Origin of the sequence: Variovorax boronicumulans, assembly GCF_019352895.1 — a bacterium.
Classification (GTDB): domain Bacteria; phylum Pseudomonadota; class Gammaproteobacteria; order Burkholderiales; family Burkholderiaceae_C; genus Variovorax; species Variovorax boronicumulans_A.
Genome location: NZ_JAAAFX010000009.1, coordinates 1,477,299 through 1,495,813 on the forward strand (window position 1 = coordinate 1,477,299; position 18,515 = coordinate 1,495,813).

18 protein-coding genes are annotated in these 18,515 nt (G+C 69.8%); 9 read left to right on the plus strand and 9 right to left on the minus strand.

Features of this window, described 5'->3' with window-relative positions; translation table 11 throughout:
* The first annotated feature begins 54 nt into the window (after window positions 1-54).
* Both K0H49_RS25975 and K0H49_RS25980 read left to right on the plus strand, forming a co-directional pair.
* Window positions 55-303: a hypothetical protein gene (locus tag K0H49_RS25975; RefSeq protein ID WP_219218841.1), complete on the plus strand. Its 249-nt coding sequence runs from the start codon at window positions 55-57 to the stop codon at window positions 301-303.
* A 27-nt stretch (window positions 304-330) separates the two neighbouring features.
* On the plus strand, window positions 331-1,260 hold the full coding sequence (locus K0H49_RS25980) for a DUF6279 family lipoprotein (RefSeq protein ID WP_257625132.1): 930 nt from the start codon (window positions 331-333) through the stop codon (window positions 1,258-1,260).
* A gap of 23 nt (window positions 1,261-1,283) precedes the next feature.
* Here the strand turns inward: K0H49_RS25980 and K0H49_RS25985 are convergent, their stop codons facing one another.
* Window positions 1,284-2,018, minus strand: coding sequence for a hypothetical protein (locus K0H49_RS25985; protein ID WP_219218844.1), 735 nt, complete (start codon window positions 2,016-2,018; stop codon window positions 1,284-1,286).
* Between the two features lie 95 nt (window positions 2,019-2,113).
* Between K0H49_RS25985 and K0H49_RS25990 the strand changes: the two genes are divergently transcribed.
* A complete protein-coding gene (locus tag K0H49_RS25990; RefSeq protein WP_219218845.1) occupies window positions 2,114-2,692 on the plus strand; it encodes a peroxidase-related enzyme in 579 nt (192 codons plus the stop codon).
* 9 nt (window positions 2,693-2,701) lie between these two features.
* Here K0H49_RS25990 and K0H49_RS25995 read toward each other — a convergent pair whose 3' ends face one another.
* Complete coding sequence (locus K0H49_RS25995; RefSeq protein WP_374122422.1) at window positions 2,702-4,459, minus strand: phosphoethanolamine transferase; 1,758 nt, start codon at window positions 4,457-4,459, stop codon at window positions 2,702-2,704.
* A 46-nt stretch (window positions 4,460-4,505) separates the two neighbouring features.
* The gene (locus K0H49_RS26000) at window positions 4,506-5,252 is read right to left on the minus strand and encodes a phosphatase PAP2 family protein (RefSeq protein ID WP_219218854.1); all 747 of its coding nucleotides are present in this window, start codon (window positions 5,250-5,252) and stop codon (window positions 4,506-4,508) included.
* 125 nt (window positions 5,253-5,377) lie between these two features.
* Between K0H49_RS26000 and K0H49_RS26005 the strand changes: the two genes are divergently transcribed.
* Both K0H49_RS26005 and K0H49_RS26010 read left to right on the plus strand, forming a co-directional pair.
* A complete protein-coding gene (locus tag K0H49_RS26005) occupies window positions 5,378-6,052 on the plus strand; it encodes a response regulator (RefSeq protein ID WP_219218856.1) in 675 nt (224 codons plus the stop codon).
* Complete coding sequence (locus K0H49_RS26010) at window positions 6,049-7,419, plus strand: sensor histidine kinase (RefSeq protein WP_374122423.1); 1,371 nt, start codon at window positions 6,049-6,051, stop codon at window positions 7,417-7,419. The genes K0H49_RS26005 and K0H49_RS26010 overlap by 4 nt, the downstream gene beginning before the upstream one ends.
* A 19-nt stretch (window positions 7,420-7,438) precedes the next feature.
* Here K0H49_RS26010 and K0H49_RS26015 read toward each other — a convergent pair whose 3' ends face one another.
* Window positions 7,439-7,861 carry an acyl-CoA thioesterase gene (locus tag K0H49_RS26015; protein ID WP_219218859.1) on the minus strand — a complete coding sequence of 141 codons (423 nt, stop codon included), beginning with the start codon at window positions 7,859-7,861 and terminating at the stop codon, window positions 7,439-7,441.
* A gap of 229 nt (window positions 7,862-8,090) precedes the next feature.
* On the opposite strand from K0H49_RS26015, the gene K0H49_RS26020 reads away from it, so the two are divergent.
* A complete protein-coding gene (locus K0H49_RS26020; protein ID WP_219218861.1) occupies window positions 8,091-9,791 on the plus strand; it encodes an electron transfer flavoprotein-ubiquinone oxidoreductase in 1,701 nt (566 codons plus the stop codon).
* A gap of 24 nt (window positions 9,792-9,815) precedes the next feature.
* Here K0H49_RS26020 and cysE read toward each other — a convergent pair whose 3' ends face one another.
* Together cysE and K0H49_RS26030 are read right to left on the minus strand one after the other, a co-directional pair.
* Complete coding sequence (cysE, locus tag K0H49_RS26025; RefSeq protein WP_219218863.1) at window positions 9,816-10,592, minus strand: serine O-acetyltransferase; 777 nt, start codon at window positions 10,590-10,592, stop codon at window positions 9,816-9,818.
* Between the two features lie 32 nt (window positions 10,593-10,624).
* Window positions 10,625-11,374: an RNA methyltransferase gene (locus tag K0H49_RS26030; protein WP_219218865.1), complete on the minus strand. Its 750-nt coding sequence runs from the start codon at window positions 11,372-11,374 to the stop codon at window positions 10,625-10,627.
* Window positions 11,375-11,567: 193 nt separating this feature from the next.
* Here K0H49_RS26030 and K0H49_RS26035 point away from each other — a divergent pair, with 193 nt between their 5' ends.
* The 3 genes from K0H49_RS26035 to K0H49_RS26045 are packed head-to-tail and all read left to right on the plus strand — an operon-like array spanning window position 11,568 to window position 15,972.
* Window positions 11,568-12,629 (plus strand): inositol monophosphatase family protein, encoded by a 1,062-nt coding sequence (locus K0H49_RS26035; RefSeq protein WP_219218867.1) that lies wholly within the window; start codon window positions 11,568-11,570, stop codon window positions 12,627-12,629.
* Window positions 12,629-14,881 carry an FUSC family protein gene (locus tag K0H49_RS26040; RefSeq protein ID WP_219218869.1) on the plus strand — a complete coding sequence of 751 codons (2,253 nt, stop codon included), beginning with the start codon at window positions 12,629-12,631 and terminating at the stop codon, window positions 14,879-14,881. The genes K0H49_RS26035 and K0H49_RS26040 overlap by 1 nt, the downstream gene beginning before the upstream one ends.
* Window positions 14,878-15,972 (plus strand): mechanosensitive ion channel family protein, encoded by a 1,095-nt coding sequence (locus K0H49_RS26045; protein WP_219218871.1) that lies wholly within the window; start codon window positions 14,878-14,880, stop codon window positions 15,970-15,972. The genes K0H49_RS26040 and K0H49_RS26045 overlap by 4 nt, the downstream gene beginning before the upstream one ends.
* Here the strand turns inward: K0H49_RS26045 and K0H49_RS26050 are convergent.
* From K0H49_RS26050 to K0H49_RS26060, 3 genes are all read right to left on the minus strand, one after another.
* On the minus strand, window positions 15,969-16,370 hold the full coding sequence (locus K0H49_RS26050) for a YgiW/YdeI family stress tolerance OB fold protein (protein ID WP_219218872.1): 402 nt from the start codon (window positions 16,368-16,370) through the stop codon (window positions 15,969-15,971). The two genes, K0H49_RS26045 and K0H49_RS26050, sit on opposite strands and share 4 nt — an antisense overlap.
* A 93-nt stretch (window positions 16,371-16,463) precedes the next feature.
* Entirely contained in the window at window positions 16,464-17,840 is a 1,377-nt protein-coding gene (locus K0H49_RS26055) for an ATP-binding protein (RefSeq protein ID WP_219218875.1), read from the minus strand.
* Window positions 17,840-18,502, minus strand: coding sequence for a response regulator transcription factor (locus tag K0H49_RS26060; RefSeq protein WP_219218877.1), 663 nt, complete (start codon window positions 18,500-18,502; stop codon window positions 17,840-17,842). The genes K0H49_RS26055 and K0H49_RS26060 overlap by 1 nt, the downstream gene beginning before the upstream one ends.
* Window positions 18,503-18,515 lie beyond the last annotated feature (13 nt).

Genomic DNA, 18,515 nt, shown 5'->3' on the forward strand with positions numbered 1-18,515 from the left:
CGGGCCCCGAGACGGTGTCTAGTCGATGGATCGATTCAATTTATGGAGAACCCGATGAAGAAGATGCTGTTCGTGCTCGCCGCCTCCCTCACCGTTTTAACTGCCGGCGCACAGGTCGGCAAGGCCGCGTCGGAAGCCACCGACGCTGCCAAGCACAAGATCGACGAGAAGCGCGCCGACAACGAAGCCAAGAAGAGCGGGCCGGTGGGCAAGGCCGTCAACAACGTCAAGTCGGGCTACCACAAGAACCGTTCGCAGAACTCCGCCGAAAAGGCCAAGAAGGCCTTGAAGGACGCGGGTTAAGCGCTCCCTTCCCCCACAGGTACGCCCTTGAAACGACCGCGGCTCTGGCCCCTGGCCCGGTGGTCGAGGGCGACTTGTGCCCTGCTGCTGGGTGCGGCGCTGGTGGGCTGCAGCGCCGTCAAGCTGGCCTACAACAACCTGCCCGAACTGGGCTACTGGTGGCTTGACGGCTATGTGGACTTCAACGGCGGCCAGACACCCCATGTCCGCGAGCAACTCGCGGCGCTGCTCGAAAGCCATCGACGCAGCGAACTGCCCCGGTTTCTGCAGCTGATCGAGAAGGCCGCGGCCAAGGCGCCAGCCGACGTGACGGCATCGGAGGTCTGTGCGGTCGGCGACGAGGTCCGCGATCGCCTGCTCGTCACGGCGCTCGAGGCCTCGCAGGCGGGTGCCGAATTGGTGGCGAGCCTCGACGAGACGCAGTTGCACCAGGTCGAGCGCAAGTACGCGAAGAACAACGCGACCTATGCGCGCGACTGGCTGGAGCGCAGCGTGGCGCAGCAGCACCAGAAGCGCTATCAGGACTTCCTCGATCGAAGCGAGGATTTCTACGGTTCTCTCGACAGCACCCAGCGCCAGCTGTTGCGCGAAGCGGTGGACCGCTCGATCTTCGATCCCCGGCGCGTCGACGCCGAGCGCCGCCAGCGGCAGCAGGAGTCGCTGTCCCTGCTGCGCCGCTTCAGTCGCAGTGCGGCGCCGGTGTCCGAGGTGCGGACCGCCATCGACGCCTACGCACAGCGCATCGCGCATCCACCGGCCGGTCCGTGGCAGGCCTATCAGCAGGCCCTGCTGCAGGAGAGCTGCGCCAACATCGCGGCGCTGCACAACCTCACGCGCCCGGCCCAGCGCGAGCGTGCGGCACGCCGGCTGCAAGGCTATGCGCAGGACATGCGCGACCTGATCGCCACGCCGCGCGCGACCCCGTCGCGCCTGCCGTCGGAGCAGCTCGCACCCTGACGCGCCCTGGCGGGCGCCTCAGCTCAGTGGCCGTTGGCGGAGAGATCGTCGCGCGCAGGGTCCGCGTGTGCGCCGAAGCCACCGCCCATGCCGCCACCGCCCCCACCGCCGCCCTGACCGCCTCCCCCCTTGCCAGCGCCCTTCGCAGCGCCGCCGGCTGCCGCCCGCCCGCTGCCCCCGTTCACGCGCAACGGCCCCTGCTTGGGAATGGCCAGCGAGGCCGGGATCACCTCGAGGTCGAGCACGTCGCGGATGAAGCCGCGCAGCGAAGCGACCAGCGCGGCCGTCTCGATCGGCCGGCCGGCCACCATGTCGTTGGCCGCCTCGGCCGCCATGCGCACCTGGTCGTGCGTGCCCAGCAGGATCACGTCGGAGAGCGCGGCCTCCACGGCGTCACGCACCCGGCGCCGGCGGTCCGAACCGGTGTCCTCGCGTGGCGCGGGCGCCTCGGCCGGCACGCCGGCGATGCGCTCCGCGGTATCGAGCGCCGCCTGCGCCGCACCGGCCCGGGCGCGGAGTTCGCGCAGATGGCTGGGGTCCACCGCCAAGTCGCCGGTGAACGAGCCGCCCAGCGTCTTGTAGGCCGCGATCAGCGTCTTGAGCCGCTCGTTGATCTGCCGGTTCTGCCGCTCGCGCCGCTGCTGCACGCTGTGCATCACGACCAGGCGGATGCCGACCGCGATCAGCGACACCAGCACGAGGCCGAGCAGCGTGGAGAGCAGTCCTTGCCAGGAGCTGAAGTCGAGGGCATTGCGCATGAGGTCGGGTGCAGACGGGTGGACGGTCCTCGAGGGTAGACCCAAACGGGGTCTTCGCGCTGCCTATGATGGGCGATCAAACGACGGAGACACCCATGACATCACGCTACCCGCTGGCCGAACTGAAGGACCTGCCCGAGGACATCCGCACCGCCGTGCTCGCGGTGCAGGAGAAGGCCGGCTTCGTGCCCAACGTGTTCCTGGCGCTCGCGCGCCGCCCGGCCGAATGGCGCGCCTTCTTCGCCTACCACGACGCGCTGATGCTCAAGGAAGAAGGCTCGCTGACCAAGGGCGACCGCGAAATGATCGTCACTACCACCAGCGCGGCCAACCAGTGCCTCTACTGCGTGGTGGCGCACGGCGCGCTGCTGCGCATCTACGAGAAGAAGCCGCTGGTGGCCGACCAGGTGGCGGTGAACTACCGCAAGGCCGACATCACGCCGCGCCAGCGCGCGATGCTCGACTTCGCGATGAAGGTCTGCGACCGCTCGCACGAGATCGACGATGCCGACTTCGCCGCGCTGCATGCGCAGGGCTTCGACGACGAGGACATCTGGGACATCGGTGCCATCACGGCCTTCTTCGGCCTGTCGAACCGGATGGCGAGCTTCACCGGGATGCAGCCGAACCCCGAATTTTTCCTGATGGGCCGCCTTCCCCGCGAGAAGAAGTAGCCGCACAGCTCAGTTGGAGGCGACCTTGCAGTGTGCGAAGGCGTCGAGCGTGGGCTGGTAGGTCGGCGTCTTGATGTCGAGCACGCCCAGCAGCGTGTGGTAGAGGTTGTCGTGCGTGAGCTCCGCTTCGCGGTCCTTCTGCAGGCAGGCGGTCGACAGGTGTTCGCGCGTCTTCAGGCCGTCGTCGAACCACGCGACCATCGGCACGTGCTTCTGCACCTCGGGCGCGATGTTGTAGGGCAGGCCGTGCAGGAACAGGCCGTACTCGCCCAGCGACTCGCCGTGGTCGCTCATGTAGAGCAGGCCGGTGTCGAAGTGCGGCGACTGGGTCTTGAGCCAGTCGATGGTGCGGGCCAGGAAGCGGTCGGTGTGGGCGATCGAGTTGTCGTAGGCGTTCATGAGCTCGCCATGGCTGCAGTCGGCCAGCACATTGGTCTTGCACTCGGGCACGAAGCGCTTGGTCTCGGCCGACGAGCGCTTCGCATAGGACGGGCCATGGCTGCCCATCTGGTGCATCACCAGCAGCACGCCGCGCTGGCGCCGCTCGGCCGGCAGCGCGGCGATGCGCTGGTCGATGTTCTTGAGCATCACGTCGTCGAGGCACTCGTCGCCGTCGCAGAGCTTGCCCTTCGCTTCGGCGGACAGGCCCACCGCCGCCGAGGTGTTGGGCACACGGTCGCACACGCCCTTGCAGCCGGCCTGGTTGTCGATCCACAGCACCGCCAGGCCCGCCGCCTGCGCCACGTCGAGCAGGTTCTCGTAGTCGTCCTTGCGGCCCTCATAGCCCTTCTTGCCCAGCGAAGAGAACATGCAGGGCACCGAGGCCAGCGTGTTGGTTCCGCAGGAATGCACGTTGCGCCAGCTCAGCACCTCGCGTGCCGCGAGTTCGGGCGTGGTGTCGCGCGCATAGCCGTTGAGCGCGAAGTGATCGGAACGCGCCGTCTCGCCCACCACCATCACGAACAACGGCGGCCGGACCTGCGCCGCGTAGCTGGGGCCCAGTGCCGCGCCGGCCGTGATGGGGATCAGTTTGCGGCTGCGCTTGAACAGCGGCCGGATGGCGGCCGTGCCGGCCGAGTAGACGCTGGCCAGCGGGTTCATCATGTAGCGCAGCGTGACGTGGTTGCGCATCAGCGGCGCGACCTCGCGCGACATCGCGGCCGTGGCGGCGATGCCCACCGCCAGCGCCGCGACCAGCAGCGCGGCATTGCGCCAGATCTGCCCCCAGGCGCGCATCGGCAGCACGCGCACGCGCAGCAGCCACCAGGCGGGCAGCACGCTCACCAGCAGCACGTTGAACAGCAGTCGCCAGCTCAGCAGGTCGCGCGTCTCATGCATGTCGGTCTGCATGGCGTTGGCGGCCATGGTCGGATCGATCACCACATGGTAGGTGAGCATGTAGTGCTGGGCGATGGCCGAGACCAGCACGAGCGCGAACCACAGCGGCTTCATCCATCGCGTCCAGGCGGTGAACGAAAACAGCGCCACGGTGCCGAAACCGATCATCACGGCCATCGCGCCGACCGAGCGCATGTAGACACTGGGCGCGCCGCCGATGCGTGCGAGCTCGAGCCACAGCGCCCAGTTGGCCGCCACCAGCAGATACAGCGACAGACCGATCACCACCGCCTGGGCGGACCGCGGGCGCGCCATCCAGGCATCGAGGGCGAGCAGCCAGGCGGGAGGACGCAGCGACGAAGGCGCACGCGCACGCAAGGGTGCGCCAGTCTCGATCGGTGAAAACGCCGTGGGAAGGGAAGCAGTCATCTGCCGATGGTGAGGAGCGGGACTGAAATATGCCTGAACACATCGTTCAGGATTCATTCAGCTTAGGCATCGCATCGCGGGTGCGCCAGCGGGTATGCGCGAGCAGGTCGACGAGCCCGCCGACCGACCAGCACAGCCAGGCGCTCCAGAGCGTGTGGCTCATGTAGTGCGCTCCGCGCCACTGCTGCGCGAGCCCGAGCACCAGCCCCAGGACCAGTGCGGTCACGAGCCAGGACGCCGCGGCGCGCGGCATGCGGCGCCGCAGCACGAACCAGCCGCCCGCATAGGCCAGCGCCGCGGACGCATGGCCGGCGGGGAAGCAGCCGCCGGGACCGCCGTCGGCCACGCCCCAGGCCCAATGCGAGACATAGACCGCCGTGCCACCGAACTCGCGCAGGTCCCAGGGGCAGCTGGCATGGCTGCTGCGCTTGATCAGCGACACGACGATCACAGAGGCCAGCACGGTGAGCGCGAGCTGCACGCGCTCGGCGCGTGCCAGGCGGCGCAACAGGCCGACGGGCCATCGGATGGCGGCCAGCAGGCCGGCCACGCACAGCCAGCTCAGCCGCCGCGGCCCCTCGTGAAAGACCCACAGGAAGACCGGATCGTCGCGCAGGGGAAAGCCGTGGGCGCTGCCGGCCCAGCGGGCCAGCGGCAGGTCGAGGCCGCTCGCGTCCCAGAGCAGCACGACGAGCAGGCCGGCGAGCGTGGCGAGGAGGATCCTGGACTTCCCGAAGGAAAGGGAAGCGGGGACAAAAGAGGGAATGGTGGCAATGCGAGCGCTGGAAAACATGCACCTCGGGCGCAGTGCCCGTCCAAAGAGGCCAGTCGACGATGGCGGCGAGCGTAATGAGGCAGGCTGAACGCCGCCTGAAGCGCCCCCTTCGATAGACTTGCTCCCTTTTGGAGGTGACTTCCGTGCGCGTTCTGCTGGTCGAAGACGATGCGACGCTGTCCGAAGCGGTCTGCGGCTACCTGCGGGCCAAGGCCTTCGTGGTCGATGCCTGCGGCAGCCTGGCGCAGGCCTCGGCCGCGCTGCACTCGGCACAGTACGCGGCCGTGCTGCTCGACCTGCATCTGGGCGATGGCGACGGCCTGGCGCTGCTGCCGCAGATCCGGGCGATCAAGGAGCGTCCGATCGTGATCGTGCTCACGGCGCGCGACCAGGTCACCGACCGCATCCGGGGCCTCGACGCCGGTGCCGACGACTACCTCATCAAACCCTACGACCCCGGCGAGCTGTTGGCCCGGCTGCGCGCCGTGGAGCGGCGCCGCAGCGCGGCCAGCGCGCCGATCATCGAACTGGGCGACCTGCAGATCGACCTGTCGCACGAGCTGGTGCGCCGCAACGGCGTGCCGGTGGCACTGACGCAGAAGGAATGGTCGCTGCTGCGCGTGATGGCGACGCGGCCCGACCGCATCCACACGCGCGAGAACCTGCAGGACGCGCTCTACGGCTTCGACGACGAGGCCGACAGCAACACGCTCGAGGTCTTCGTCAGCCGGCTGCGCCGCAAGCTGGGCCGCAACCACATCCAGACCCTGCGCGGCCTGGGCTACCGGCTGGTCAACGCAGTCGGCGACGACGAGTGAGCGCCCTGCCGAACGCCGCGGGCGCGGCGGTCCCGGTCAAGCGACAGACGCTGGCCGGCCGCCTGATCCAGACGCTGATCCTGTGGGTCGGCGGGGTCTGGCTGCTGTGCGTGATCGGCGTGGTCTGGTATGTGGACCGCGAGATCAACTACAACTTCGACAACGAACTGGTCGAGGTGTCGCACCGCATGTTCGACATCGCGCTCGACGAGTTCGACCGCCGCGCTGGCGAGGTGCCCGAGGGCCAGTTCCTGATCGCGCCGACGCCGACCTTCGCCGATGCCGCGGTCATGTTCCAGGTGGTCGACAGGAACGAGCGTGTGCTGATGCGATCGGCCGAGACGCCCGCCAACGTGTTCGACGTGCCGCTGGCCGCGGGCTTCTCCAACGACGAGTCCTGGCGCATCTACACCGTGCGCCATCCGAGCCGCGAGCTGTTCCTGCAGGTGGCCGACCCGCTGGACGAACGGCGCGTCGCGCTCAACCGCACGCTGTTCGGCCTGATCATTCCGCTGGGCGCGGTGCTGCCGCTGCTGGCCTGGGTGCTGCGCAAGATCGCGCGCGACGAACTGCAGGTGCTGCAGCGCCTGGCCCAGGAGATCGGCGAGCGCAGCGGCGCCGACCTGCGGCCGATCGCCCTGCCCGGCCTGCCTCAGGAACTGCAATCGGTGGGCGACCACGTGAACCGGCTGCTCGATCGCCTGTCGCAATCGCTGGACGTCGAGCGCGCACTGGCGGCCAACGCGGCCCACGAGCTGCGCACGCCGCTGGCGTCGGCCCGCCTGCGGCTGCAGACCGCGCTGGAGCACGAGCTGCGACGCGAGGACATCGAAGCCGCGCTCGATGCGCTGCGCGTGCTCAGCCAGCGCACCGAGAAGCTACTGCAGCTCTCGCGCGCCGAGTCGGGGGCCTCGTTCTCGCGCGAGCGCGTCGACCTGTCGCAACTGGCGGCCACCGTGGCCCAGGAGTTCTGGCAGGACGCACGGACACTCGACCGGCTCGGCCTGACGGTGCCCGACAGCGGCGCGCTGCCGGTGGTGCTGGGCGACTTCGACGTGCTGGCCATCGCGCTGCGCAACCTGGTGGAGAACGCACTGCGCTACAGCGGCAACGGGCCGGTGCAAATCGCGGTCGAGGCCGATTGCTCGCTGGTGGTGCGCGACTTCGGCCCGGGCGTGAGCGAAGCCGCATTGCGCACCTTGCGCATGCGCCATGTGCGCCACAGCGACGAGCACGCCGGCTACGGACTGGGCATGTCGATCGTCGCGACCATCGTGCAGAAGCACGACGCGCGGCTCGAACTGCGCTCGCCGCCCGAAGGCGCCGCCACCGGCTTCGAGGCCCGCATCGTGCTGCAGCCCGCCTGAGCCGGCGGCGCGTCGCGGGTCAGGCCGCGACGATCTCGCGCAGCCAGTCGGGCAGCGTCATCGCCTTCTGCTTCGGGAAGTCGACCCAGATCGTGGTGGCGCCGCCGGCCGCACAGACCGTGTCGGGCGCATCGGCGCGCGCCATCGTGGCCCAGCTCTCGAAGGTGGTGCGGCCCGGGTCGCTCACGTACATCTTCAGCAGCACGTCGCCGGGATATTCGATCTGGCGGTAGAAATTGCAGAAGGCATTGACGATCACCATGCCCTCGCCCTTGGGGTCGGGCTCGAAGCCGATCGAGCGCATCCAGTCGATGCGGGCGGTCTCCATGTAGCGGAAGTAGGTGCCGTTGTTGAGGTGGCCCATGGCGTCCATGTCGCCCCAGCGGATGGGAATGGACATCTCGTAGACGAGCTTCTTCTGCTCGGGAATTTCAATCTTCATCGGATAGCGCCTTGAGAAAAACGGGAGGCCCGGAGCCGGGCGGCGCCCCTGCGGACGCACGTCGCGCATTGTCCACGCGTCCCCACGGGGACTGCCGGTCGCGCAGGTGACGCTTAGGCTGTCCGGGGCGCGCTCAGGGCGCGTGCAAGCAGCCGCATAAAATGTTGCAAGAACGTACGGCTCTGCGGTGCCGGGCCCACTCCCACCCTATCGACGAGACTTCCCACAAATGACCCACGACGAAATCCTTGCCCAGTTCGGACCCCGCGAAGCCATGGAGTACGACGTCGTCGTCGTCGGCGGCGGGCCCGCCGGACTCTCGACCGCCATCCGCCTGAAGCAACTGGCGGCGCAGAACGACAAGGAGATCTCGGTCGTGGTGCTCGAGAAGGGCTCCGAACCCGGCGCCCACATCCTGTCGGGCGCGATCATGGACCCGCGTGCGCTGTCCGAGTTGATCCCCGACTGGAAGGAACGCGGCGCGCCGCTGAACCAGCCGGTGACGGCCGACACCTTCCTGATGCTCAGCGAGACCGGCGCCACGCGCACGCCGAACTTCATGCTGCCGCACAACTTCCACAACGAAGGCAACTACATCGTCAGCCTCGGCAACGTGGTGAAGTGGCTGGCGCAGCAGGCCGAGGAACTGGGCGTGGAGATCTTCCCCGGCTTCCCGGCCGCCGAAGTGCTCTACACCGAAGACGGCAAGGTGCGCGGCGTGGCCACCGGCAACCTCGGCATCGGCAAGGACGGCGAACCCACCGAGAACTTCCAGCTCGGCATGGAGCTGCTGGGCAAGTACACGGTGTTCGCCGAAGGCGCGCGCGGCCACCTGGGCCGCCAGCTGATCGCCAAGTACAAGCTCGACGACGGCAAGGACCCGCAGAGCTACGGCATCGGCATCAAGGAGCTGTGGGAGATCGACCCCGCACGCCACCAGCCCGGCCTGGCGATCCACACGGCCGGCTGGCCGCTGCCCTCGGACGTCTACGGCGGCTCCTTCGTCTACCACGCCGAGAACAACCAGCTGATCATCGGCTACGTGGTCGGGCTCGACTACCAGAACCCGCACATGAGCCCCTTCGAGGAGTTCCAGCGCTTCAAGACGCACCCGAACATCCGCTGGTACTTCGAAGGCCAGGACAAGGGCCTGAAGGCGCCCAAGCGCCTGAGCTACGGCGCGCGTGCGATCACCGCCGGCGGCCTGCTCTCGCTGCCCAAGACCGTGTTCCCGGGCGGCGCGCTGGTCGGCTGCGAAGCCGGCTACCTCAACGCCAGCCGCATCAAGGGCAGCCATGCCGCGATCAAGACCGGCATGCTCGCGGCCGAGGCCGCCTTCGACGCCGTGACCGCGGGCCGCCAGCACGACGAGCTCAGCGCCTACCCGGCCGCCTTCGAGAAGAGCTGGCTGCACACCGAGCTCAACAAGTCGCGCAACTTCAAGCAGTGGTTCAAGAAGGGCCTGACCGTGGGCACGGTGATGACCGGCATCGAGCAGTTCGTGCTGCGCGGCCACATCCCCTGGACCATCCACCGCACCGAGGCCGACCATGCGCGCCTCAAGCCGGCCTCCGCCTGCAAGAAGATCACCTACGCGCGGCCCGACGGCAAGCTCACCTTCGACCGGCTCTCAAGCGTGTTCATCAGCAACACCAACCACGAAGAGAACCAGCCGGCGCACCTGACCCTGAAGGATGCATCGGTGCCGGTGCGCATCAACCTGCCCGAGTACGCGGGCCCCGAGGCACGCTACTGCCCGGCCGGCGTCTACGAGTTCGTGCCCGACGAGGCCAACGCGGGCAAGGAGCGGCTGCAGATCAACGCGCAGAACTGCGTGCACTGCAAGACCTGCGACATCAAGGACCCGACGCAGAACATCGTCTGGGTCACGCCCGAAGGCGGCGGCGGCCCGAACTACGTCGGCATGTGAGCGCAGCGCAGCGGCGCGGGAAGCCTATTTCCCGACCAGCTGCGCCAGCTTATCGGCCTCGAAGCGCTCGCTGAGTGCGGCGTCGCCAGGCACGCAGCCGGCCGCCTCGGGCTGGCGCGCCGACAGCGTCTCGATGGCCTGCCAGATCAGCGCGATCTGGTGTTCCTGGCCGGCCGCGCTGTCGATCAGGCCGCGCATGGCCTGCGACAGCGGATCGTCCTGGACCGTGAGCCCGTAGGCCGAGAAGCCCCGCGCCGCCTCGCTCACGTCGGCGCTCGCGCCGCTGGTCGACGCGATGATGCGCGCCGGAATGCCCACGGCCGTGGCGCCCGCGGGCACCGGCCTGGTCACGACCGCGTTCGAGCCCACCTTGGCGCCATCGCCCACGGTGAAGCCACCCAGCACCTTGGCCCCCGCGCCGATCACCACGTCGCGCCCCAGCGTCGGGTGCCGCTTGGTGCCCTTGTAGAGCGAGGTGCCGCCCAGGGTCACACCCTGGTAGATGGTGCAGCCGTCGCCGATCTCGGCGGTCTCGCCCACCACCACGCCCATCGCGTGGTCGAAGAAGACGCGCTCGCCCAGCCTGGCACCCGGATGGATCTCGATGCCGGTGACCCAGCGCGAAAACTGCGACACCCAGCGCCCGAGCCATTTGAAGCCATGGGTCCAACAGCCATGCGCAACGCGATGCAGCACCACGGCGTGGAAGCCGGGGTACAGCGTGACCACTTCCCAGCGCGTGCGTGCGGCGGGGTCGCGGTCGAGGATGCACTGGATGTCGGAACGCAGGCGCGAAAGCATGGGTGTCGTGGAAAGGTGAAAGCGGCGGAAGTCTAAGTCGCGTTGTCCTTGCGCGATGCCGGCGGGTTCTTCGCGTCGGCCATGGCCTTGGCGATGCCGCGCAGGATGTGGATCTCCTCGGGCGTGGGCTGCGCACGGTTGAACAGCTGCTGCAGCCGCGGCATGAGCTTCTTGGGCGCCTCGGGGTCGAGAAAGCCGATCTGCACCAGCGAGCGTTCCCAGTGCTCGAGCATGCCGGCCACGGCCTTGGCATCGGCCGCCTGCGGGGGCACGACCGACTCGGTCACGGGGAAGCCGCCCAGCGCCAGCCGCCATTCGTAGGCGATCAGCTGGATGGCCGCGCCGAGGTTGAGCGAGCCGAACTTCGGATCGGCCGGGATGCTCAGCGCGACGTTGCAGCGGTAGACGTCCTCGTTGCGCATGCCGAAGCGCTCGGAGCCGAACAAAAAGCCCACATGCTGCGCCGGGTCGACCTTGCCCAGCGGCTCGAGGTGCTCGCGCGGCGTGCGCGTGGGCGGGCCGAAGTCGCGCGGGATCATGGCGGTGGCGCACAGGTGGGTCACGCCGTCGAGCGCCTCGTCGAGCGTGTCGACGATGCGCGCGTTGGCCAGCACGTCGAGCGCGCCGCTGGCCCGCTGGATGGTCTCCTCGCGGCGCAGCACGTTGGCCCAGCGCGGCGCCACCAGCACGAGGTCGTCGAAGCCCATGGTCTTCATGGCGCGCGCGGCGGCGCCCACGTTGCCGGCGTGGCTGGTCTGGATCAGGATGAAACGGGTGCGCATGGACGAACGAAAAAGGCGTGCGGGAAGGGCCCCGATTAGAACGGAAGCGCCGGCGCTTGCGCCCGTGCGGGCGCCGTGAAGGCCCGAAAAATGCACCGGAGCGCGCCGGACCTGTAAAATCGCGGCCTTCCTGCGTCCCGCATCGCCCGGACGCCTCCTCAGGGCCCCTGCCCCCGCCGCTCTTCCACAATCCATGTCGTCGCCCAATCTCCATCCCATGCTCAACGTGGCCGTCAAGGCCGCACGCGCCGCCGGTGCCATCATCAACCGTGCCGCGCTCGACGTCGAAGCCGTCCGGATCTCGCAAAAGCAGGTCAACGATTTCGTCACCGAGGTGGATCACGCCGCCGAGAAGGTCATCATCGAGACCTTGCTCACCGCGTACCCGGGCCACGGCATCCTCGCGGAAGAGTCGGGCAGCGAATTCGGCGCCAAGGATTCGGATTTCGTCTGGATCATCGATCCGCTCGACGGCACCACCAACTTCATCCACGGCTTCCCGGTCTACTGCGTGTCGATCGCGCTGGCGGTCAAGGGCAAGGTCGAGCAGGCCGTGGTCTACGACCCGAGCCGCAACGACCTGTTCACCGCCACCAAGGGCCGTGGCGCCTACATGAACGACCGGCGCATCCGCGTGAGCAAGCGCGTCAAGCTCAGCGACTGCCTGATCTCGACCGGCTTCCCCTTCCGCACCGGCGACAACTTCAAGCAGTACCTGGCCATCATGTCCGACCTGATGCCCAAGATGGCCGGCCTGCGCCGCCCCGGCGCGGCAGCGCTCGACCTGGCCTACGTGGCGGCCGGCTTCACCGACGGCTTCTTCGAGACCGGCCTGAACCCCTGGGACGTGGCCGCGGGCTCGCTGCTCGTGACCGAGGCCGGCGGCCTGGTCGGCAACTTCACGGGCGAGCCCGAGTTCCTCGAACAGCGCGAATGCCTGGCCGGCGCTCCGCGCATCTACGGCCAGCTGGTGCCGATGCTCGCCAAGTACTCGAAATTCGCCGGCGTCGACGACAAGATGCGCGCCAGCCACCGCATGCGCCAGGTCGCGGCCACCGCCAACCCCGAAGCCGACACCTCGGCCGACCTCTACGCCCGCACCACCACCTCGGGCCTGGACGCCGAAAACGCCGATGCGACCGACGAGACGCCCGCGGTGCCCGCAGCGCCCGTGGCGGCATCGCCGCGCAAGCTGACGCGCATCCGGCGCGACGCCCCCACGCCGCCCGCAGAGGGCGACCCCACCGCCCGCTGATGCTGGCGCCGCGCGCCGCCGTCTCACGCACCCGCGCCGCGCTGCGGGTCGCGCTCAGCCACTACATCGCGAACGGCCTGTCCGTCGCGTTCGGGCTGTTCCTGATCTCGGCCGGCGTGCACCTCTGGCTGGGCGCGCTGGCAGGCGCCTCCGCGGCGGTCGGCGTGATCGTCGCCGCGCCACCGGACCTGGCCGCCCCGCGCCGCGGCAAGTTCCTGCAGATGCTGCCGGCCCCGCTGATCAGCCTGCCGCTGTTCTTCGCGGTGCAGATGCTGCACGGCGCACCGATCGGGCTCGGCCTGCTGATGGTGCCGGCCACCTTCCTGGCCTTCACCGCCATGGCCTGGGGCAAGCGCGGCATTCCCATCGCCATCGCGGTGATGCTGTCGATGATCTTCTCGATGGCCACGCACAAGCCCGCGAACCTGCACGAGGCGCTCGACCGCACCGTGCTCTTCGGTGTCGGCGCGGCGCTCTACATCGTCTATGCGACGCTGGCCAACCTGGCGCTCAACGGCCGCTACCGTGTGCAGGCCATGGCCGACGTGCTGCTCTCGCTGTCCGCGCTGATGCGCACCGAGGCCAGCCAGTTCACGTCGCGCGAGGAGTCGGGCGATGTGCGCGAGGTGCCCGCGCCGCTGCTCGGGCGCCTGCTGCGCGACCAGGCGGCGCTGGCCGACCAGCTGCAGGCCACGCGCGACCTGGTGCTCGAGTCGCCACGCACGCCGCAGCGCCAGCGGCTCGCCGGCATGCTGGTGATCGTGCTCGAGATGCGCGACCACCTGCTGGCCAGCGAACTCGACCTCGAAGCGCTGCAGGCCCATCCCTCGCATGCACCGGCCCTGGCCGAGATGCGCCGCGTGCTCGAGGCCCTGGCCGACGACACCGCCGCGCTGGCCGACGCCTTGCTGATGGGCCGGCGCCCCGAGGCCGTGCCCGACCGCCGGCCGCAGCTGATCGCGGTGCGCCCCTCCGCAGACGGTGCGCTACCCAACGCCGCGGCCGGCCCCTCGGCCGCCATGCTGGCGCGCGGCCTGGCCAGCCGCATCGGCCACATCAACGACGAGGTGCTGCGGCTGTCGGCCATGGCGCGCGGCGAAGCCGCCCCCGACCTGGCCGTGGTGCGCGCCAACTGGCACATGTTCGTCAGCCCGACGGCCTGGTCCTGGCGCCCCTTTCTCACGCTGTGGCGCTGGGATGCGCCGCCGCTGCGCCATGCGATCCGGGCTTCGCTGGCCATCGCCGTGGGCTATGGCGTGGCGCTGCTGCTGCCCTGGGGCTCGCACGACTACTGGATCCTGCTGACCATCGTGGTGGTGCTGCGCGGCAGCCTGTCGCAGACCCTGGAGCGGCGCAATGCGCGGGTCGCCGGCACCTTGCTGGGCTGCGTGCTCGCGGTCGGCCTGCTGTCGGCGCATCCGTCGGCCGCGGTGCTGCTCACGGCGACGGTGGTGGCCCAGGCCGTGGCGCACGGCTTCGCGGTGCGGCGCTACCTGATCGCCGCGGTGGCGGCCACGGTGCTGGGGCTGGTGCAGGCGCACCTGCTCAACACCGGCGCAGCCCCGACCTTCGCGCTCTTCGAACGCATCGCCGACACCCTGATCGGCGCCGCGCTGGCCTGGGCCTTCTGCTACGTGCTGCCCTCGTGGGAGCGCAACCAGATCCCGGCGCTGGTGGCGCGCGTGCTGCGCGCGCAGGCGCTGCACGCGCGGTTGGCACTGGGCCTGGGCCAGTTGCACGCGATCGACAGCAGCCCCGAACTCGATTGGCGGCTGGCACGCAAGGAAGCCTTCGACAGCCTCTCGGCGCTGGTGCAGGCCACGCAGCGCTCGCTGTCGGAGCCGCGCGCGGTGCGCCCGCCGATCGTGCCGCTGGAGCAGCTGCAGGCCCACAGCTACCAGCTGCTGGCCCAGCTGAGCGCGGTCAAGTCGATGCTGGTGCTGCGCCGCGACCGGCTCACGCCCGCCGACATCGAAGGGCCGCTGCAACGCACCTCCGCGCGCATCGAAGCGGCCATCGGCAGCATGCCCATCGCCGGCAGCGACCTGCCCTCCGCCGCGCCGGCCACCGCGCTGGCCGGCCCGATCCCGCTGCCCGACCCCTTCGACAACGACATCAGCCCCTGGCTGCTGCGCCGGCTCGACCTCGCCACCGGCATCTCGGTGCAGCTGCGCGATGACGCGGCACGCATCCTGCAGGCCCTTTCCGAAGATTCCCTCCACCCCTCCTTGCAAGGAACCCCTGAACGATGAACAAAGACATGCTGCTCGGCCACCCCTGGTTCGCTCCCGCCCTTTCCGCCCTGATCGCCGTCTTTCTCGCGCTGCTCGTGCACCGCGTGGCCTCGGCGGTGCTTCAGAGGGTGACGCGCCACACGCCGGTGCTGCATGCGCTTCTGGTCAACATCAAGCCTGCGGCCCGACTGGTGCTGCCGCTGCTGGCGCTGCAGATGGTCTGGCAGGCGGCGCCCGATGAACTGCGCTTCATCGCGGGCGTGCGGCATCTCAACGGCCTGCTGCTGATCGCCGCGGCCAGCTGGCTCGCGATCCGCGCAATCAACGGCTTCGCCGACGGCCTGATCGCCAAGCACCCCTACGACGCGGCCGACAACCTGCAGGCGCGGCGCGTGCTCACGCAGACGCGCGTGCTGGCGCGCACTGCCAACAGCATGCTGCTGGTGGCCGGGGGCGCCATGATGCTCATGACCTTCCCGGGCGCGCGCCAGGTCGGCGCCAGCCTGCTGGCCTCGGCCGGCGTGATCGGTATCGTGGCCGGCCTGGCCGCCAAGCCGGTGTTCAGCAACCTGATCGCGGGCCTGCAGATCGCGCTGGCGCAGCCGATCCGCATCGACGACGTGCTGGTGGTCGAGGGCGAATGGGGGCGCGTGGAAGAGATCACCGGCACCTTCGTCGTGCTCAAGATCTGGGACGACCGCCGGCTGATCCTGCCGCTGAGCTACTTCATCGAGAAGCCCTTCCAGAACTGGACCCGGCACAACGCGCAGCTGCTGGGCACGGTGTTCGTCTACGCCGACTACGGCATGCCGCTCGAACCGCTGCGCACCGAGGTCGAGCGCCTCGTGAAGGCGGCGCCCGAATGGGACGGACGCTTCTTCAACCTGCGGGTGGTCGACACCACCGAGCGCGCGATGCAGATCCGCGTGCTGTGCACCGCGGCCAATTCCAGCCTGGCCTTCGACCTGCGCTGCACGGTGCGCGAGGGGCTGATCGCCTTCATGCAGCGCGAGTACCCGCAGTTCCTGCCGCGACTGCGCGTGGAGGACGGCGATGCGGCCGCGCCGCGCGGCGCCGCCGCGCTGCCTCCGCAACAGCAGCCCGTCTAGGGCAGCAGGCGCAGCGACTCGACCTCGAACTCCGTCTTGCGCAGGTCCTTGTCGATCTCGCCCGTGAGCTCCACGCGCTGCTCGGCACTGACCGGCTGGCCCGGCGGGAAATGCTTGGCCGAGATCTCCACCGTCATGCGGCCGCTGTCGTCGGCGAAGCTGTAGTTCTTGCCGCCGTCGTGCGACACGATGCGGCCCTGCAGCCGCGCGTACTGGTCGTCGCGACCGGTCTCGAGCAGCTGCTTGACCGTCATCAGCGGCACCGTGCTGGGGCCGGTGTAGGTCGATGCGGCCTGGCCCTTGGCGGCGGGCGACGGGCCGGTGTACTGGGCCCATGCGGGCGCCGTGACACCCGCGATGCTCAGCGCGAGGACGAAGGCGGTGGCGGTCTTTTTCATGGTTTCACTCCTTGAGGTGGAATGCCCGGTGCCGGATGCACCGAAGGCATGACCGCATTGAAACTGCCGAAGCTGAAGGCGATCTGATGCCGCTCAAGCGGCGGGGAACGCCAGCACCACGCCCAGTCCCCGGCCGTCGATCCCGGCCTCGAAGCGCAGCGTCGCACCATGCAGCGCCGCGATGCGCGCCACGATCGACAGGCCCAGCCCGCTGCCGGCCTGGCCGCTGCCCAGCACGCGGTAGAAGCGCTCGGTGAGCCGTGCGCGATCGGCCTCGGACACGCCCGGTCCGTCGTCGCGCACCGCGATGCGGAGCTTGCCGTCGATGGACCTGGCATCGACCTGCACGCGCCCGCCCGCGCCGCCGTAGCGCAGCGCGTTGTCGACCAGGTTGCGCAGCGCGCTCTCGAGCAGCGCGGGATGTGCCTGCACCACCAGGCCGCCGCCATCGCAGTGCAAGGCCGCGCCGGGCCACGCGGCGGCCAGGCGGCCCATGAGCGCATCGAGGTCCACCGCTTCCGTCACCAGGGCTTCCGGCCGCTCGGGATCGAGCCGGGCCAGCGCGAGCAGGCTCTCGGTCAGCGCGGTGCAGCGATCGACCTCCTCGCGCAGACCCTGCAGGTCGATCGGCACACCGCTGGCCACGGCCTGCTGCCGCTGCATCAGCTGGATGCGCATGCGCAAGGCGGCCAGCGGCGTGCGCAGCTCGTGGGCCGCGTCGGCGGTGAAGCGCCGCTCGGCCTGCAGCGCGTGGCCCAGGCGGCCGAGCACCAGGTTGAGCGCCTGCACGATCGGCAGCAGCTCGCGCGGCTCCTGGTCGGCGGCCACCGGGCTCAGGTCGTCGGGCGACTTGGCCGCGATGCGCTCGGCGGTGCGCTCGACCGGCTGCAGCAAGCGGCGGATCACGAACCAGCAGAAGCCGCCGAGCAGCACCAGCAGCGCCAGCATCGGCCAGACCAGGTCCTCGGCCATTTCCTCGAGCAGTTCGAGGCGCTCGTCCCAGGGCTGGCCGATCTGCACCTGCGCGCCGCCGTCCGCGGCCCGCAGCAGGTAGACGCGCCAGGCGCGGCCGTCGACCCACACGTTCTCGTAGCCCTTGCGGCGATCGAAGGACCGCGAGAAGGGCTGCGCTGGCGCGTCGTCGGCGCGGTGCAGCACGCGGCCGTCGCGCGAGACCAGCTGGTAGTGCAGCTTGAGCTTGGCCGCCGCGCGGCGCTCGTCGAGTTCGCCGGGCGCGCTGCTCGGTGCCTGCGCCGTGCCGAGCACCAGCACCAGCCGGGCGCCCTCCTTCAGCGCATCGTCGAACACCTCGCTGGTCTCGCGCCAGGCCACGTGCACCACCACCGCCAGGCTCACCAGCCAGACCGCCACGCTGGCGCCGAGAACCGAGACGATCAGCCGGCGCCGCAGCGAATAGGCGCCGCGCGCGGCACGGCGCTCGGCGCGCCAGCGCTGGAAACGGGCGCGCATCAGACCACCGCGCCCAGGCCGTAGCCCTGGTTGCGCACGGTCACGATGAACTTGCTGCCCAGCTTCTTGCGCAGGTTGTAGACATGCACCTCGATCGCGTTGCTCTCGACCTCCTCGCCCCAGCCGTAGAGCGCCTCCTCGAGCTGCGCGCGGCTCTGCACCTGGGCGCTGCGCCGCATCAGCGCCAGCAGCACCGCGAACTCGCGCGCGGTGAGCTGCACCGGCTCGCCGTCGCGCGTCACGCGCTTGGCGGCCGGGTCGAGCTCGACGCCGCCGTGGCGCAGCGTGGGCGCGGGCTCGCGCGCTTCGCGGCGCAAGGCAGCGCGGATCCGGGCCGACAGTTCTTCCAGGTCGAAAGGCTTGACCAGGTAGTCGTCGGCGCCCAGGTCCAGGCCCGCGACGCGGTCTTCCAGCGTGTCGCGCGCGGTGATCACGATCACCGGGATCGCCGCGCGGCGTGAGCGCAGCGCCGCGAGCACCGCCTCGCCCGCCATGCCGGGCAGGCCGCGGTCGAGCAGCAGGCACTGGTAGTCGTGGGTGCGCAGCGCCGTGTCGGCCTGGTCCCCACGACGCAGCCAGTCGACCGCATAGCCGTCGAGCTGCAGCCACGACTGGAGCGTGGCGCCAAGGGAGGGATCGTCTTCGACCAACAGGATGCGCATGGCGCAAGGCTAG